General features: G+C 69.7%; 13 protein-coding genes and 1 pseudogene. 5 read left to right on the top strand and 9 right to left on the bottom strand.

Features of this window, described 5'->3' with window-relative positions; all coding sequences use genetic code 11:
• The 6 genes from JF781_RS18785 to JF781_RS18810 all read right to left on the bottom strand — a co-directional run.
• The coding region (locus JF781_RS18785) for a PPE domain-containing protein (RefSeq protein WP_225341291.1) at positions 1–229 on the bottom strand (229 nt) is incomplete at its 3' end.
• 601 nt (positions 230–830) lie between these two features.
• Positions 831–1,835, bottom strand: a complete 1,005-nt coding sequence (locus tag JF781_RS18790) for an ABC transporter substrate-binding protein (protein ID WP_225329806.1) — start codon at positions 1,833–1,835, stop codon at positions 831–833.
• A 200-nt stretch (positions 1,836–2,035) separates the two neighbouring features.
• Positions 2,036–3,487, bottom strand: coding sequence for a lipase maturation factor family protein (locus JF781_RS18795; protein ID WP_225329805.1), 1,452 nt, complete (start codon positions 3,485–3,487; stop codon positions 2,036–2,038).
• 98 nt (positions 3,488–3,585) lie between these two features.
• Entirely contained in the window at positions 3,586–7,794 is a 4,209-nt protein-coding gene (locus tag JF781_RS18800) for an alpha-(1->3)-arabinofuranosyltransferase (RefSeq protein WP_225341294.1), read from the bottom strand.
• A gap of 52 nt (positions 7,795–7,846) precedes the next feature.
• On the bottom strand, positions 7,847–8,020 hold the full coding sequence (locus tag JF781_RS18805) for a DUF2613 domain-containing protein (RefSeq protein ID WP_007769006.1): 174 nt from the start codon (positions 8,018–8,020) through the stop codon (positions 7,847–7,849).
• 89 nt (positions 8,021–8,109) lie between these two features.
• Positions 8,110–8,304, bottom strand: coding sequence for a DUF2613 domain-containing protein (locus JF781_RS18810; protein ID WP_225329345.1), 195 nt, complete (start codon positions 8,302–8,304; stop codon positions 8,110–8,112).
• Positions 8,305–8,417: 113 nt separating this feature from the next.
• Here JF781_RS18810 and JF781_RS18815 point away from each other — a divergent pair, with 113 nt between their 5' ends.
• From JF781_RS18815 to JF781_RS18825, 3 genes and pseudogenes are all read left to right on the top strand, one after another.
• Complete coding sequence (locus JF781_RS18815; RefSeq protein WP_225329346.1) at positions 8,418–9,572, top strand: glycoside hydrolase family 3 N-terminal domain-containing protein; 1,155 nt, start codon at positions 8,418–8,420, stop codon at positions 9,570–9,572.
• A gap of 86 nt (positions 9,573–9,658) precedes the next feature.
• On the top strand, positions 9,659–10,294 hold the full coding sequence (locus tag JF781_RS18820; RefSeq protein WP_225329347.1) for a TetR/AcrR family transcriptional regulator: 636 nt from the start codon (positions 9,659–9,661) through the stop codon (positions 10,292–10,294).
• Between the two features lie 26 nt (positions 10,295–10,320).
• Positions 10,321–11,574 (top strand): annotated as a pseudogene (locus tag JF781_RS18825) (chloride channel protein).
• A gap of 11 nt (positions 11,575–11,585) precedes the next feature.
• Here JF781_RS18825 and JF781_RS18830 read toward each other — a convergent pair.
• Together JF781_RS18830 and JF781_RS18835 are read right to left on the bottom strand one after the other, a co-directional pair.
• Positions 11,586–12,428: a MaoC/PaaZ C-terminal domain-containing protein gene (locus tag JF781_RS18830; RefSeq protein ID WP_225329348.1), complete on the bottom strand. Its 843-nt coding sequence runs from the start codon at positions 12,426–12,428 to the stop codon at positions 11,586–11,588.
• A 16-nt stretch (positions 12,429–12,444) separates the two neighbouring features.
• The gene (locus tag JF781_RS18835) at positions 12,445–13,809 is read right to left on the bottom strand and encodes a 3-oxoacyl-ACP reductase (RefSeq protein WP_225329349.1); all 1,365 of its coding nucleotides are present in this window, start codon (positions 13,807–13,809) and stop codon (positions 12,445–12,447) included.
• A 151-nt stretch (positions 13,810–13,960) separates the two neighbouring features.
• Here JF781_RS18835 and JF781_RS18840 point away from each other — a divergent pair, with 151 nt between their 5' ends.
• Positions 13,961–15,307: an acetyl-CoA C-acetyltransferase gene (locus JF781_RS18840; RefSeq protein WP_225329350.1), complete on the top strand. Its 1,347-nt coding sequence runs from the start codon at positions 13,961–13,963 to the stop codon at positions 15,305–15,307.
• A 286-nt stretch (positions 15,308–15,593) separates the two neighbouring features.
• Here JF781_RS18840 and JF781_RS18845 read toward each other — a convergent pair whose 3' ends face one another.
• Complete coding sequence (locus JF781_RS18845; protein ID WP_225329351.1) at positions 15,594–15,962, bottom strand: VOC family protein; 369 nt, start codon at positions 15,960–15,962, stop codon at positions 15,594–15,596.
• A gap of 61 nt (positions 15,963–16,023) precedes the next feature.
• Here JF781_RS18845 and JF781_RS18850 point away from each other — a divergent pair, with 61 nt between their 5' ends.
• Positions 16,024–16,494 (top strand): MarR family winged helix-turn-helix transcriptional regulator, encoded by a 471-nt coding sequence (locus tag JF781_RS18850; RefSeq protein WP_225329352.1) that lies wholly within the window; start codon positions 16,024–16,026, stop codon positions 16,492–16,494.
• Positions 16,495–16,512 lie beyond the last annotated feature (18 nt).

Genomic DNA, 16,512 nt, shown 5'->3' on the forward strand with positions numbered 1-16,512 from the left:
TGCTCAGCCACGCAATGTACGGTGCGGCCGCGGCCGCCATCGACGCCGACGAGGGCCCATTCCATGCGGTTCTCAGCTCCGCGACGACAGATCCGTAAGACGCTGCCGTGGCGCGCAATTCGGCCGCTAATCCGTCCCAGCCGGCCGCAGCGGCCAACAACGGTGCCGGCCCGGGACCTGAGTAGATCCTGCCGGAGTTGATCTCCGGAGGTAACGCTCCGAATTCCATCTGGTTCCTCCGCCTTCGGCTGCGATCACCGCAGGCTCCGCGTTTGTCCTTGCCGATAAGGTTGATCTTCAACAACATTGAGCAACTTCGGCCAACATCCACCAGGGGATGCCAGATGCTTGAGTGCTCGGGTGTTCAGAAGACTAGCCAGCAAAATCCGACGAGACTTGTGGCAACGTCGGCTGACGCCGCGCCATTACCGCGTTCGAATGGGCAAGGCCGGCAACGCCGCAGTTCGGCGAGCAAGACCTCGATAGCCCCGTCTACCTCGGACGAATTCGTACACGTCCCGGAGTGAAAACGCAATCAACACGAAGCAAACATGCGCCGGCAACGCGGTTTCCCCAATAAAAATCTCGCCACCCAAAATTCGCGGCCCCGCGCCGAGCCCAGTCATCCGTGCACGCTTGACCAAGACCATTGGCAACACGGCGTCGCGCGCTCACGCATCGGCGCGGCGATGACCGCGAACGTTGTTTCGCCCCAAGTCCTCCGGTGCCGAAGCCGTCCGCGTCGGCGTCCAACCGTCCGACCACCAATGCGTCGGCCCTACCGCGCGGAGCGGTCTGACTTCGTGGTCAGAGGTCCTATCTCACGGGAGTCAGTGAGTTTCTGCGGCGGTGGCGGTGAAGCGATGATCCACCCAGTTGCCGAATCGCGGTGCGGACTGAATCTGGCCCGCCGCCGCCAACAGATCGGTGAGGCGCTGCTCGGCGTCAATCACGGTGTCGTCGAGCGGGATCGGCTGTCGTAGGGTGCGTCCCTGCGCGACGGCGGCGACGGCGGGGTCGATGCCGGCCGACTCGGCATACTGAGCGGCCCACTCCGGCGGGTGCTCGCGCGCCCAGACCGCGGCTCTGGCGTATCGCGCCAGCAGATCGGCCAGCGCGGTGTTCCGTTTGGCGTCGGCCAGCGTTTGGTCGGAGGCGATCCCGAACGAGTACTTGTGCTTGCGTGCGACCAGGCCCCGCACCGGGAGTTGCTGTTCGGCCTGCGCGGTGTAGGGATCCCACACGGCCCAGGCGTCGACCTGGCCGTTGCGAAATCCCGACAGGGCGTCGGCTGGTTGCAGGAACACCAGGTGGACATCGGTGGGTTTGAGGCCGGTCTTGTCCAGCTGATCAAGCACATTGGCGTGCGCCGAACTGCCCTTGGCCAGGGCGATGGTTTTGCCGCGCAGGTCGGTGACGGAGCTAATAGGCGAATCGGCGTGAACCAGAATCTGATCGCCGGGCCCCCCGCCGTCGAATGCGGACACCACCTTGATGCGGGCGTTGGCGACGGCGCCGAAAATTGGCGGGGTGTCACCGGTGATTGCGAAATCGATCTTGCCGGCGGTGGCGGCCTCGATCATCGGCGGTCCGGATGAGAAGGTGGAGAAGTCAATCCGATAAGGAAGGTCCCGGAGCTCGCCGGCGGCCCGCAGCATGGCTTCGGTGCCGACGCTCTTTTGGTCGCCGACCTTGAGCGTCAGGTCGGCCAGCTGTGACAGCGGAACCCGGTCCGGCTCCGCGCTGGGGCCGGCGGCCTGTTGGCGGGTAACGCACGCCGGCAGCAGCAGAGCGATGGCAGCCAGCAGTAGCGCGGTACGGCGTCGTGTCGACATTGAGCTCCTCAGATTCGGACACCGAGCTGGCTTCGCAGTTCGGTGCGGCACCGGGGGTCGGCCCGGCGGCGCCGCAGCGCTGTGGAAGGCGAGGCTATGGCAGATCGGTTGGGCTAACAAGGGTTTGAATTGCGGTGAACGGAACCACGCCTAGACGACGGTTTTACGTAGTGATGCGTTGCGTCCTGGCCGACTGGCCCTCAATTGGTGGTGGTCGGTGTCGACAGCGCCATGGGCGGCACATAGCCACCCACCAGCGCGCGATGCCACCACGCCCGGTCGCGGCGCAGCTCGGCTCCGGTGGTGAAGCGGTACTGGTAGAGCTGGGCGCGCACGTACCGGGGCGGCGCATCGGGGAAGGGGTTGTGGCGCAACAGACGTAGGGTCGGCCGGTCGTTGCGCAGCAGCCGCTGCAGGAACGGCCGCAGCCAGGGCTGCGCGTAGCCCGGCGAGATCGCGGCGAACCACATCAGCCAGTCCAGCCGCAGGTGATAGGGGGCCCACTGGCGCGGCAGCCGGCGCAGCCCGCCCGGCTTGCCCTTGAATTCGTATTCGCGCCAGACGGTCTGGTCGGTCAGGTGGGCGTCCTCGGTGCCCTCGATCACCACCTCCCGGCGGATGCGCCCGATGCTGCCGAACGCCCCGTAGGTGTTCACCAAGTGAAATGAATTGAAGGACATGTTCATTCGCTGACGCGACGACAACATGTTCGCCACCGGCCAGTAGCTCATGAACAACACCGCGGCCGAGACGGCCACGACCAGCCCGATGAACCACGGTGGCGTCGGCGCCCAACCCGGGTGTGCCGGGACCAGCTCCCCGGGCAGCAGCCGCACGACCGACGCGTCGTCGATCGCGCTGCACGCCAACAGTATCGTCACCCAGTTGAGCCAGGCGAAATTGCCCGACGCCACCAACCACAACTGGGTGATGACGATGATCGTCGCGGCCACGCCGGCCACCGGCTGCGGCGCGAATAATCCGAACGGCACGATCAGCTGGGCGAAATGGTTGCCCGCCACCTCGATCCGGTGCAGCGGCTTGGGCAGATGGTGGAAAAACCAGCTGAGCGGCCCGGGCATGGGCTGCGTCTCATGGTGGTAGTACAGACACGTCAGATCGCGCCAGCACGGATCGCCGCGCATCTTGATCAGGCCCGCACCGAATTCGACTCGGAACAACAGCAATCGGACCATCCACAGCGTCAGCACCGGGGGCGCCACGTCGTGGTTGCCGAGAAAGATCATCAGGAACCCGGTCTCGAGAAGCAGCGACTCCCAACCGAACGAGTACCACGTCTGCCCGACATTGACGATCGAGAGGTAGAGCACCCACAGCGTCAGCCACATCGCCATCGCGGCCCACAGCGGCACCGCATCGGCCGCCCCGACTACGACGGCAGCCGACAGCGCCGCGCCGAACCAGGCGACCGTCGCGAACAGCCGATCGGAATAACGCAGGTGAAAGATGCTCGGCGTGCGCCAAAACGACTGCGCCGCCACAAACCGCGGAATGGGCAGCATCCCGTGTTCGCCGATGAGCGCACGGAATTGCGCGGCGGCGGCGACGAACGCCAACAGATAGATCGCCGCGGCGCCGCGCTCGAGCACCAGTCTGCCCACCCAATATTCGGGTGCGGAAAACCAGCTCATGGCGCTCGCTCCTCGATCGGTGGCCGCTACACCGACCCGCATATCCAGTCAATCAGCCGATAAACGGGATAGCCACTACCCGCCAAAACTATTCGGCACTATTCGTCGGCCGGTCCACGCGCCCTGTCGGGCAACGCGATCACCGAGGCGGTGAGCACCGCAAGCGAAACCAAGGCCAGCAGTTGGATATTCGCCGAATGGCCCGCATAACCGTCCACCGAGCGCCAGGGCTGCCGCGACAATGCCGCCCCGGCTCCGATCAACCCGCCGGCGCTGCCCACCAGCGCGAGACGCTCCCAGCGCCGGCCGCGCACCGCGTACCGCAGACCCAGGGCGGCGGCCATCACCGCGCCACCGCCGGCGCCGGCGATCACCGCCGCGGCCGCCACCGCCGCGACCGCCGCCCAGGCCCCGGGCCGCCACGGTTGCGCGGCCGCGTCGGCGTCGGTTCTTCTGGTGCGCCAGAACGCCAGCAGCGCCAGCAGCGGCAACAAGGCCAGCCCCACGGCGAGGCCCGCGCGGTAGAGCGGGTTGGCGGCGAACGTCAGCGTGATGGTGCCCGGGTCGCCCGCGGGAACCACCCAGCCCTGCTGCCAACCGTTGACGGCGATCGGCGTCAGCCGGGCCCCGGTGCCGGTGCGCGCCACCCAGCCGGGGTTGATGCTTTCCGGGATGACCAGGACCCGGGCGGTGGCCGACGGGGGCGCCTGGACCTCGCGCCGGTCCGGTCCCCACGCCCGCCAGGACGAAAGACGTTCGGTCCGTGCGCTTTCGGTGGCCGCCGGGGTCGACAGTTCGGCCCCATCGACGACGAACTGGGCACCCGGGCTGATCAACAGCTCCTGCTGGCCGGCGGGCAGCGCGATCGGGTCGCGGTCGCAAGGCACCGCCGCCAGGGGCTGATCATCGAGGATCGCCCCGACGGTGGTGTGGATCGCGGTGTGCACGAACCGGCCCGCGACCGCGATGACCGGGCCGCGATCGCATCCGACGGTGACCTCCCGGCCGCGGTTGCGGGCGGGATCGGCCGGCGCGATCGGGGTGCCGTCGGCCCCGAGCGCGGCCACCTCGGCCAGCCCGGGCGGCTTGAGCTGGTCGAAGCCCAACGCGTTGCGGTCGATGACGTCGTCCCAGTCCAGCAGGCTGATGGTCACGGTGTCGGTCACCCGGGGCTTCAGCGCGAGCGTCTGCGCCGCGTCCGAATCAGCCTTGACCACCGCGACTTGTGGGCCGTCACCCAGGTTGACGGCCACCATCGTCGGGTGCACGGGCAGGGCCGCCCGACTGGGAACCAGCCGCAACCCGGTGACCTCGGTGGGCCGAGGCAGGGTCAGCGTCAAGGTCGGTGGCGTCTTGTGCTGCACCACCCGCTGCGGCGCCGTCCAGGCGGTGGCCGGGTCGCCGTCGGTGGCCGCGTAGGCCGAGCCCAGCACGTCCACCGCATCCGAATCACCGTGGGCGACAGTGGTATTGGGTTCGGCGATCAGCGCGGCCAGCTTTGGGCCCTGCCGGGGCCGCACCCACACCGTCGGGGTCACCGTCAGCGGCGCCGGCACGGTCAGCGTCCGGCTGAAGTTGACCGGCTCCTCCGGGGTCAGCGCCATCGACGGCGCGCAACGCACGCTGTCGGGCGCCGGGGCGCAGCCCGGCCTGCCGAGCAGTTCCGATCCCAGGTCCCACCCCGTGATCGGCGCGCCGGGCGGCGGTCCCGGCACCCGCACCGTGTGCCGCAGGTCGACCTGGTGGGCGAACCCGGACGCGTCGTACTGGGTGATCGTCAGGTCGGTGATGCCGAATTGCACTCCGGCGGACCCGTCGTCGGTGCCCGCGGCGGTGATCCGCACCCACGGCGTTTCGCCGTAGGGGAGCGCCGCGGCGAGCGGCTTGCCCGGCTCGTCGAACCGCAGCGTGGTGCTGCCGGTGGCGGTTTCGATCAGGATGCGGCGGACCTGGGCGCCGACGGCGGTTGCGCTGGGCGTCAACGTGATTGCCGCGTTGGTCACCGGGTGGTCGAAATCGATCTGCATCCACTGGCCGACGGCGGCCTGCAGCGAGTTGGACACCCAGGCGGTCGCGGAGTCCCCGTCGATCGCGGCGGCCGGGGAGGTCGCCGGCGCGACGTCGGGCATCGCGGTGGAATCCGACGACGAGCTCGACACCGTGATCCGCCCGCCCGCCCAGGCGCCGGCCACCGGCTCGGCGCCGGGCACGGGATAGTCCGGCACCCGGTTGTAGGTGTGCCGCGCGTCCCCGGGGGCGCGGATCGCCGACGAATGTTGGTCTACCCGACCGTAATCCGTCTCCCGGGCTACCGGGGTGTCGGTGACGGTCACGCCGGCTGCCGGCGGCAACGGCAGCCCGGCGGCGCGCGCGTCGGCGGTCATCAGCGCCGGGCCCAGCGGCGGCTGACCCAGCAGCCGCCGCCGTTCGTCAAGGCGCAGCAGCACTTCCGGTCCGCCGTCGACCCGGGCCAGCCGGTCGGCGTCGACGAGATAGGGCGTGGCGGGGTCGTTGAAATCGCCGTCGCCGCCAACGCGGTAGATCTCGACCGCCGGATAGCGCGGCCGCAACCCGCTGTCCGCGACGAAGCCGGCCAGCGTGCCGGGCCCCACCGGGGCGCCGAACTGCGCCACCTTCCGCAGCCCCGGCGATCCGTCCACGGCGCGGTGCACCAGGATGGGGCGCGCCGAGCGCGACGTGTCGGGATCCAGGTCATTGCGCACCACCAGATAGGAAATGCCTTGGCGCGCAAGGGTATCGGCCAGACCCGCCGAGGGCCGGCCGGCGGCGAACAGGCGCTGCACCGAATCCAGCGCCCGGATGGTCTGCGGCGGGGTCAGCGGGATCGAATCCCGCACCCCCCACGGGCTGCTGCCCAGCACCTGCAGCGGCTCGTCGTGGCTGGTGCCCCACACCTGAGTGGCGAACGGCGCACCCGGGACGACGAGCACCCGCCCGGGTGTGGGCGCGCCCGTGTTGTGCTCGGTGAGCCAGTCGGCGGCGTCGTGCCAATACGGCGGGATGGCGGTGAACGTGCCCGGTGGCGCCAGCCGACCGGTCCACGCCAGCGAAGTGCTGACCATCAACGCCGTCAGGACCACCATCGCGGTCGCCACGCGTTTGTCCCGCTCCGGGTGGGCGAACGCGCGCAGCCACACCGGCGCCGGGGCGCTGCCCGGTAGCGGTATCCGGCCCAGCAGCGCGGCGATGCCCAGCGCCACCGGGATCCCGACCACCGACCCCAGCTTGTGCACGTTGCGCAGCGGGGCGCCGCCGGCGTCCAGGAAGGCCTGCACCGCGTGCGCCACCGGCGAGCCCAGCCCGCCGCTGTAGCCGACGGCCATCAAGACCACCCCGACCAACAGCATCGTGACCAGGCGGCCGCGCGCCGGCATGGCGGCGGAGGCCAGCCCCGCCAGCCCGGCTGCCGCGACCAGGCAGGTGCCCAGGATGGCCGCCGACCCGGTCACCAGCGGAGCGCCCGCGGTGGCGTTCGGCGCCACGTACGGCGTCCAGCTGTCGGTCCCGCGCAGCATCTCGGTCAGCGACGACCATTGCGTTGTCACGCCGGAGGATTCGATGAAGTCCAGGAACGGCGGGCTGATGGCGCGCAGCATCACCAGCGCCACCACCCACCACAGCGTGGCCAGCAGCAGCGACAGCAGCCACCACCCGGTGTACCGCCACCACCGCCGGTTCGGTCGGTGGCATGCCCACCAGATCACCGCGGGCAGACAGCCGGCCAGGGTCGCGATGGCGTTGACCGCGCCCATCAGCGCGACGGCCAGGCCCGCCCGCGCCGCCAGTGCTCGCACGGACCGATCCGTCGACGCCCGCAACGCGAGGATCGTGGGCAGCAACACCCAGGGCGCCAGCATCATCGGCAACGTTTCCGACGAGATCGATCCGAGGGTGGTCAGCACCCGCGGCGACAGCGCGAACGCCGTCGCGGCGATCACCCGTGACCCCGGGCTGCCAATTCCCAGCGCCTCGGCGACGCGCATCAGCCCCCAGAAGCCGACCGTGAGCAGCAGCGCCCACCACAGCCGCTGGGTGATCCAGCCGGGCACGCTCAGCGCGTGACCGATCAGGAAAAAGGTGCCGTGCGGAAACAGGTAGCCGTAGGCCTGATTCTGCGCCTGCCCGAACGGCAGCTCGCTGTTCCACAGGTTGGTCGCGCGCGCCAAAAAGCGCAGGGGGTTGGCGGTCAGGTCGAGTTTCGTGTCGGGGGAGATCCGCCCCGGCGATTGCGCGAACGACAGCGCCAGCGCGATCGCGGCGACCAGCCACAGCCAGCGGCGCGACAGGGGTCCGGCCGTCGAGCACGAGACCGGCGCTGCGGTCCCCGTCGTCGACCGGTTAGCTACGGTTGCCGTACTCGACCCGGTTGAGCACTGACGACTGCGGATCGCCCCCGGGGAGTGGCGGCTTCGTGTCTTGCTGGACCATCAACGTGATCCCGAAGATCGCGGCCGCGCCGAGCAACAGGCCCACCACAACGCTCGCTGCGGCGGGCGCAACGATCCGGTTCATCGACGGCTCCTGGGTTCTTGCGGGGCTTGCGGTCGTGACTTCAACCTAGCGCCAACCTAGCAGAAGCGGTCGGTCACTCGGACCGCTCGTCACCAGTGCAGGCAGTGTCCGTGGATACAGCGGTCGCCGTATTGCACCTGATAGGGCAGGGCCGGGCGCGGCGGCGCCTGCACTCCGACGGCGGTGTCGTCGGCCACCGCCAGCGTGATGCCGACCGTCGTGGCGACCCCGATGGACAAACCCACCGCGATGCTGGCCGCGGCCGCCACCGTGAAACCGCTCATCGCCGCTCCTCCCTGCCCGGCAACATGCGCCTGGTGACCTCCCCCTTGATCAGCAACGTACCGCTGCTGCCCCCTGGGGCCGGGGACGCAACGCCCCGTGAAAACATGGCCCGATGGCATTTTCGCGCACCTTCGCTGTGCTCGCGGCCGCGTCGGCGCTGGTGGCCGGCTGCGCCCACCACCCCGCGCACCCATCCGCTCACCCGTCGACGTCGAGCAAGCCGGCGGCCGCGCCGGCCCCGCCGGTGTGCGCCGACCCGTCGGCGGTGCCGGCCACGCTGGGCCTCCGCGACAAGCTGGCCCAACTGCTGATGGTCGGGGTGAAGAACGCCGACGACGCCCGGGCCGTCGTCAACGGCTACCACGTCGGCGGGATCTTCATCGGCAGCTGGACGGACTTGGCGATCTTCCAGGGGCCGTTGGCGGACATCAGCGCCAAGGCGGGACCGCTGCCGCTGGCCGTCAGCGTCGACGAAGAGGGTGGCCGGGTGTCGCGGCTGAAGACCCTGATCGGGACCTCCCCGTCGGCGCGGGAGCTGGCGCAGACGCAGACCGTCCAGCAGGTCCACGACCTGGCGGCCGACCGCGGCCGCAAGATGCACGACCTGGGCATCACCGTCGACTTCGCTCCGGTGGTCGACGTGAGCGACGAGGACGACGACGCCGTCATCGGCAACCGTTCGTTCAGCGCGGACCCGCAGAAGGTGACGGACTACGCCGGGGCCTACGCGCAGGGTCTTCGCGACGCCGGGCTGCTGCCGGTGCTCAAGCATTTCCCCGGCCACGGGCACGGCTCGGGTGATTCGCACACCGGCGGTGTGGTCACGCCGCCGCTGAGCGCCCTGCAAACCAGCGACCTGGTGCCCTACCGGTCGCTGGTGGCGGCGTCGCCGGTCGCGGTGATGGTGGGCCACCTGCAGGTTCCGGAACTCACCGGCGACGTCCCGGCCAGCCTGAGCCCCGAGGCGGTGCAGTTGCTGCGCAACGGCGTCGGCTACAAGGGCCCGCCGTTCACCGGCCCGGTGTTCAGCGACGACCTGTCCAGCATGGCCGCCATCTCCGAACGGTACGGGGTCTCGGAGGCGGTGCTGCGCACCCTGTTGGCCGGCGTCGACATCGCGCTGTGGGTCACCACCGACGAGGTGCCGGCGGTCCTGGACCGGCTGCAAAAGGCCGTCGCCTCAGGCGAATTGCCGGCACAACGGGTGGACGAGGCGCTGGTGCGGGTGGCGACGATGAAGGGCCCGAGCCCGACCTGCGGGCACTAGCGGGCGCCGCCGTTGGCATTAACGGCTGTGCGGCCCGCCCGCATTGCTTACTCTTGAGTCAGATAGACGGGCTAGAGAGGCGAGCGATGGCGGGTGGTACCAAGCGGTTACCGCGCGCCGTCCGTGAGCAGCAGATGCTCGACGCCGCGGTGCAGATGTTCTCGGTCAACGGCTACCACGAGACCTCGATGGACGCCATCGCCGCCCAGGCGCAGATCTCCAAGCCCATGCTGTACCTGTATTACGGCTCCAAGGAGGACCTGTTCGGCGCCTGCCTGAACCGGGAGATGAGCCGGTTCATCGACGTGGTGCGCGCCGACATGGACTTCGGGCAGAGCCCGAATGACATGCTGCGCAACACCATCGTGTCGTTCATGCGCTACATCGACGCCAACCGGGCGTCCTGGATCGTGATGTACACCCAGGCCACCAGCTCGCAGGCATTCGCCCACATGGTGCGTGAAGGGCGCGAGCAGATCATCGACCTGGTGGCGGGGCTGGTGCAGGCCGGCAGCCGCACCCCGCGGCCGGACCGCGAGCACGAGATGATGGCCGTGGCGCTGGTGGGCGCGGGCGAGGCGGTGGCCAATCGGCTGTCCACCGGCGACATCGACGTCGACGAGGCGGCCGAGCTGATGATCGACCTGTTCTGGTACGGCCTCAAGGGCTCCCCCGAGGAGCGGGACGCGGCCCGGTCCCAGCCGGACTCCGCCGGCGACTAGACCTCCTTCGTCGTCAGGTGGCCCGAATGCCCGTCCCCCGCACGGAGCGCGGCAACCTCGACTTCTTTTGCGCGGTGATCATCGTCGGCTTGCTGGCCGGCGTTGCCGGATTGGCGACGACGTTCGTGCTGCGGGCCGCTCAGCACGCCACCTATCACTACAGCTTCGGCGCGCTGCTGGCCGGGGTCGCCGCCAGCAGCCCGGTACGCCGCGTGGTCGGCCCGATGATCGGCGCCGGGTTGGCCGGGCTCGGGTGGTGGCTGCTGCGGCGCCGGACGGACGTGCCGCCGCTGGCGGAAACCATCGCCCGCCACGAACGCGTGCCGCGGCTGTCCTGGAGCGTCGACGCCCTGCTGCAGGTGCTGCTCGTCGGATCGGGCGCATCGCTCGGGCGGGAAGGGGCGCCACGCCAATTCGCCGCGGCCCTAGGCGATTTGGGAACCGGATGGCTCAAGCGCCTCTCCCCGCGCGACCACGAGGTCCTGCTGGCCTGCGCGGCGGGGGCGGGGCTGGGCGCGGTGTATGCGGTTCCGTTGGCCGGGGCGCTGTTCTCGGTCCGGATCTTGCTCGGCACCTGGGAGCCGCGCGCGGTGGGCGCGGCGTTCCTGTCCTCCGGCTTGGCGGTCGCCGTCGGCTCGGCCGTCACGCGTGATCAACCCAACCTGCAGTGGCCGATGGAAGAGTCGACCTACCTGTTGACCGCGCACGGATTGTTGTTGGCGCCGGTGACTTTCGCGGTGGGTTGGGGCTTCAACCGGTTGATGGCCGCGGCGCGGCCGGCGCGCCCGTTGCGGAGTTGGGTGCTGATCCCGGCGCTGGCGGGGGCCGGCCTGGTGATGGGAGTCTGCTCGCATTGGTGGCCGGAGCTACCCGGCAACGGCCGCAGCATCCTGACGGTCAGCCTGGCCAGCGGCATGACCTTGGCGTCGGCGCTGGCGATCCTGGCGCTGAAACCCCTTCTGACAGCGCTGTTCCTGCGCGCCGGGGGTGCGGGCGGACTGCTGACGCCGTCGCTGGCGACCGGCGCGGCCGCAGGGGCGGCGCTGGTGCTGGCGATCAACTGGGCGAGCGGGACGCACTTGCACGTGCCCGCGGTGTCGCTGGCCGGGGCCGCAGGCGTGCTCGCGGTGACCCAGGGCTCACCGATCTGGGCGGCGATCTTCGTCTGGTAACTCGCCCGGCCGCCGCTGTGGCTGTTCGCGCTGTTCCTGCTGACCGCGACCGCCGCCCATGCGCTGAAAGTGCTTGCCTGCGGGCGCGGTTCAACGCACGCGGGCTAGTGGCGATCGCGCTACAGCGGCCGGACCGTGCCGGTCAGGTGGGGGTAACCCTTGGCGACGTTGCGCAGCGAAAGGTCCCAGCCGCCGTCGTGTTCGTCGATGTAGAGACCGGCCGTCGCGGGCAGCACCATTGGCTTGCCGAAGCGCACCGAGTACCGCACCGCGTCGGGAATCGCGGCTTCGACGTTGGCCAATACGGCCGCGGCGCTGAACATTCCGTGCGCGATCACGGTGGGAAATCCGAACAGCTTGGCCGCGATCGGGTTGGTGTGGATCGGGTTGTGATCGCCCCCGACGACGGCGTAGCGACGGATGAGGCCCGGGCTGATGCGCAGCACGGTGGGCGGTGGCGCCAGCTTGGGCTGCTTCTGTGGGGGCGGTTTGGGTTCGTCGGACAGGCTGGTGCGTTGCTGGTGCAGGAACGTCGTCACCTGATGCCACGCGGTGTCGTTGCCGACGCTGACATCGGTCACCAAGTCGACCAGCAGGCCCTTGCGGTGCTCGCGCAGGTTCTCGGCGTGCACGTGCACGCCGACGGTGTCGGTGACCGCGATCGGGCGGTACTGGGTGATGTGGTTTTCGGTGTGCACCGATCCCATTGCGGCAAACGGAAAGTCGAACCCGGTCACCAGCGACATCAGCGCCGGAAAGGCCAACGCGAAGGGGTAGGTCAGCGGCACGCAGTTGCCGTAGCGCAGGCCGGTGACCGCCGCGTACTCGGCCACGTTCGTGCGGTCGATGGGCAGTTCCTCGATGGTGACGGTGCGGGTGGGCACCCCGCTGCCGCGGGACACCACCGGCAGGGCCCCGGCGGCCGCGCGCAGCATGTTCTTCAGGCCGCTTGGCTGGTTCATCACTTTCTCCTGACGTTCAGGCGCCCAGCATGGCCTGGCCGCAGACGCGAATGACGTTGCCGGTCACCGCGTTCGAGGCCGGGCTGGCGAAGTAGGCGATGGCCTCCGCGACATCCACCGGCTGGCCGCCCTGCAGCAGCGAGTTCATCCGGCGGCCGACCTCGCGGGTGGCCAGCGGGATGGCGGCCGTCATCTGGGTTTCGATGAATCCCGGTGCGACGGCGTTGATGGTGATGCCCTTGTCGTAGAGCTCCGGCGCCAACGCCTGGGTCAGTCCGATCATCCCCGCCTTGGTGGTGGCGTAGTTGGTCTGGCCGCGGTTGCCCGCGATGCCCGCCATCGACGACAGGCCGACCACCCGGCCGCCCTCGCCGATGCTGCCGTTGCCCACCAGCCCCTCGGTAAGGCGCAGCGGGGCAAGCAGATTGACGGCCAGGACGGCATCCCAGCGCGCGTCGTCCATGTTGGCCAGCAGCTTGTCGCGGGTGATCCCGGCGTTGTTGACCAAGACGTCCGCGCGGCCGCCGTGATGCTCGCGCAGGTGCTCGGTGATCTTGTCGACGGCATCGGGGGCGGTGACGTCGAGCCACAGCGCGGTGCCCCCGACCCGGCTGGCCGTTTCGGCCAGCGCCTCGGCGGCCGATTCGACGTCGATCGCGACGACGCGCGCGCCGTCGCGGGCGAACACCTCGGCGATCGTCGCACCGATGCCGCGGGCCGCGCCCGTCACGATCGCGACCTTGCCGTCCAGCGGCCGCTCCCAGTCGCCCGGCGGGGTGGAGTCCGCCTCCCCGACGTAGAAGACCTGGCCGTCGACGTACGCCGACTTGGCCGACAGGATGAACCGCATCGTCGACTCCAGGCCCGTCGCAGCGGGTTTGGCGTCCGGCGACAGATACACCAGCGCCACCGTGGTGCCGTTGCGCAGCTCCTTGCCCAGCGAGCGGGTGAAGCCCTCCAGCGCGCGCTGCGCGATCCGCTCGTGCGGGCTGGCGGCGCCGTCGGGCGTGGTGCCGACCACCGCCACGCGCGCGGAATGGCCCAGGTTGCGCAGCAGCGGGGTGAAGAACTCGTACAACCCCTTGAGCCCTTCGGGCGTGGTGATGCCGGTGGCGTCGAAGACCAGCCCGCCGAACTTGTCGGCCCAGCGCCCGCCCAGGTTGTTGCCCACCAGGTCGTAATCGGCGTCCAGTGCCGCGCGCAACGGCTCGACGACTCTGCCCTCCCCGCCGATCAGCAGCGCCCCGGACAGCGGCGGATCACCGACGCGGTAGCGGCGCAGCGTCTCGGGTTGGGGAACACCGAGCTGCTTGGCGAGAAACGAACCAGGACCGGAGTTGACGATCTGAGAGAACAGATCGGACGAGACCTTGGGAGCCACCGGAGCTACCTTCCATGTTCTTGCGAAGTCGGGGTATGCCTACAGCACAACCGTATCGAGGACGAACTTACTGCAGAGTAAGAACAGTGGGTAGTATGGCCCCAGACGGGCGAATCCCAAACCGATAGACCGCACGAGCACGGAGAAGACAGTGGCCCCTGCAAGTTCTGAGGTAAGTACACCGGCTGCTCAGCGCAGCTCCGAGCGGCGACGCGTCGCCATCCTGGGCGGCAACCGCATTCCGTTCGCCCGATCCGACGGCGCCTACGCCGAGGCTTCCAACCAGGACATGTTCACCGCCGCGCTGGGCGGGCTCGTCGATCGCTTCGGGTTGGCCGGCGAGCGGCTCGGGGTGGTGGTCGGTGGCGCCGTGCTCAAGCACAGCCGGGACTTCAACCTGACGCGCGAGTGCGTGCTCGGCTCGCAGCTGGCGTCGTACACGCCGGCGTTCGACTTGCAGCAGGCCTGCGGCACCGGGCTGCAGGCGGCGATCGCCGCCGCCGACGGCATCGCGGCCGGCCGCTACGAGGTGGCCGCCGCCGGCGGGGTGGACACCACCTCCGACGCGCCGATCGGCCTCGGCGACAACCTGCGCCGCACCCTGCTCAAGTTGCGCCGCGCCAAGTCCAACGTGCAACGGCTGAAGCTGGTGGGCACGCTGCCCGCGACCCTGGGCGTCGAGATCCCGGTCAACAGCGAACCGCGCACCGGGCTGTCCATGGGGGAGCACCAGGCGATCACCGCCAAGCAGATGGGCATCGCGCGCGTCGCCCAGGACGAGCTGGCCGCGGCCAGCCACCGCAACATGGCGGCCGCCTACGACCGCGGCTTCTTCGACGACCTCGTCACGCCGTTTTTGGGGCTGTACCGCGACGACAACCTGCGGCCGGACTCGTCGGCGGAGAAGCTGGCCAAGCTGCGGCCGGTGTTCGGCGTGAAGGCCGGCGACGCGACGATGACGGCCGGGAACTCGACCCCGCTGACCGACGGCGCGTCGGTCGCGCTGCTGGGCACCGACGAGTGGGCGGAGGCCCACTCGCTGACGCCGCTGGCCTACCTGGTGGACTCGGAGACGGCGGCGGTCGACTACGTCAACGGGCGCGACGGCCTGCTCATGGCCCCGACGTACGCGGTGCCGCGGCTGCTCGCCCGCAACGGCCTGGCCCTGCAGGACTTCGACTTCTACGAGATCCACGAGGCGTTCGCGTCGGTGGTGCTGTGCCACCTGCAGGCCTGGGAATCCGAGGAGTACTGCAAGGGGCGGCTGGGGCTGGACGCCGCGCTGGGCTCGATCGACCGGACCAAGCTCAACGTCAACGGTTCCTCGCTGGCCGCCGGCCACCCGTTCGCCGCCACCGGCGGGCGGATCCTGGCCCAGGCCGCCAAGCAGCTCGCGCAACGCAAGGCCGAGCAGAAGGGCGCGGGCAAGCCCGTGCGCGCGCTGGTCTCGATCTGCGCGGCGGGCGGCCAGGGCGTGGCCGCGATCCTGGAAGCCTGACCTTCGGGCCCATGAGATGGGTCACATCGGGTTAGCGATCAGAGGCGACGGGTATCCGTGACCCCGGATAGCCCCGTGTTGTGGTCTGACCCCCCGACCCCGACGGCAATACGGGGCATCCCCCGGAACGACCGCCTGTCAGTCATTACCGACGGGCGTCCGAAAAGGGCCGCCGCTGGAGTGAGGGGATCCAGCGGCGGCCTTTTTGGTTGCTTCGACGGACCGACTCCTCCGATGTAACCGCGGTATTGGGCATTGCGGTGATCGCCCGGTCGCGTTCGGCCGATCAGGTGCGGTCGTGGAGGGTGACGTGGTAGCCGTCGGGGTCGGCGAAGGTGAATGTCCGGCCGAAGGGGCCGTCGATCGGTGCGGAGACGATGGTGTGGCCGTCGGCGACGAGAGCATCGTGGATGTTCTGGACGTCGGTGGCGTGCACCCAGATCGCGGCACCGATGCCGGGCTGAGCCATGGATGCGAGGTCGGTGCCCGGAGCGACCTCGCGGAGTGCGAACGCGATTGGCTTCGTTTCGAATACAACGGCGTGCGGAGGTCCGGCCGGCGAGCGGACGAGGCCGAGGTACTGCTCGTAGAACGCCTGCGATGCGTCGAGGTCGCGCGCTTGCAGGGAGATGAAGTCGGGGCCGGTGGCGGGCATGACGCTGCTCCTTCGATTCGTGTCAGTATTCTGACATAGCAACGTATGTCAGAATACTGACATGAGTCAAGAGGGTGTCGGCGTAGACCTGGATACGTCCCTGGGCTACGCGCTGAAAGAGGCGTCGAGTGCGCTGCGCGCGGCCATGGAGGAGGTGCTGCGCCCGCTCGGGATGAGCGTGACGCACTACTCCTGCCTCGAGTTGCTCGCGCAACGGCCGGGTTTGTCGAACTCCGAGCTGGCGCGGGGCGCGTTCGTGACACGGCAGTCGATGAACGTGCTCCTTCAGGCCCTGGAGCGAGACGGCCACGTGGCCCGGCCCGCGGAGGCACCCGTCGGGAAGGTTCTTCCCACGCGCCTCACGCCGCGTGGCCGACAGAGCCTGGAGAAAGCCAGCAAGGCGGTCCGGTCCGTCGAGGTCAGAATGCTGGCCGGCCTGACCGAGGCCGAGCGGTCAGACGCTTTCCGGATCCTGCACAGCATGACCCGTTCCCTGCGCGATGGCCCGGGTAGGAGTGCACCCGAACGATAAAACCCCTCGCCGGCGCAC

Source organism: Mycobacterium sp. WUMAC-067, assembly GCF_020217485.1.
In the GTDB taxonomy this organism is placed as follows: Bacteria; Actinomycetota; Actinomycetes; order Mycobacteriales; family Mycobacteriaceae; genus Mycobacterium.

Bases quoted from the DNA above. Each gene is read 5' to 3' on its own strand.
- JF781_RS18790 (WP_225329806.1), bottom strand. From the start codon at position 1,835: ATGTCGACACGACGCCGTACCGCGCTACTGCTGGCTGCCATCGCTCTG.
- JF781_RS18795 (WP_225329805.1), bottom strand. From the start codon at position 3,487: ATGAGCTGGTTTTCCGCACCCGAATATTGGGTGGGCAGACTGGTGCTC.
- JF781_RS18805 (WP_007769006.1), bottom strand. From the start codon at position 8,020: ATGAACCGGATCGTTGCGCCCGCCGCAGCGAGCGTTGTGGTGGGCCTG.
- JF781_RS18810 (WP_225329345.1), bottom strand. From the start codon at position 8,304: ATGAGCGGTTTCACGGTGGCGGCCGCGGCCAGCATCGCGGTGGGTTTG.
- JF781_RS18815 (WP_225329346.1), top strand. From the start codon at position 8,418: ATGGCATTTTCGCGCACCTTCGCTGTGCTCGCGGCCGCGTCGGCGCTG.
- JF781_RS18820 (WP_225329347.1), top strand. From the start codon at position 9,659: ATGGCGGGTGGTACCAAGCGGTTACCGCGCGCCGTCCGTGAGCAGCAG.
- JF781_RS18830 (WP_225329348.1), bottom strand. From the start codon at position 12,428: ATGAACCAGCCAAGCGGCCTGAAGAACATGCTGCGCGCGGCCGCCGGG.
- JF781_RS18845 (WP_225329351.1), bottom strand. From the start codon at position 15,962: ATGCCCGCCACCGGCCCCGACTTCATCTCCCTGCAAGCGCGCGACCTC.
- JF781_RS18850 (WP_225329352.1), top strand. From the start codon at position 16,024: ATGAGTCAAGAGGGTGTCGGCGTAGACCTGGATACGTCCCTGGGCTAC.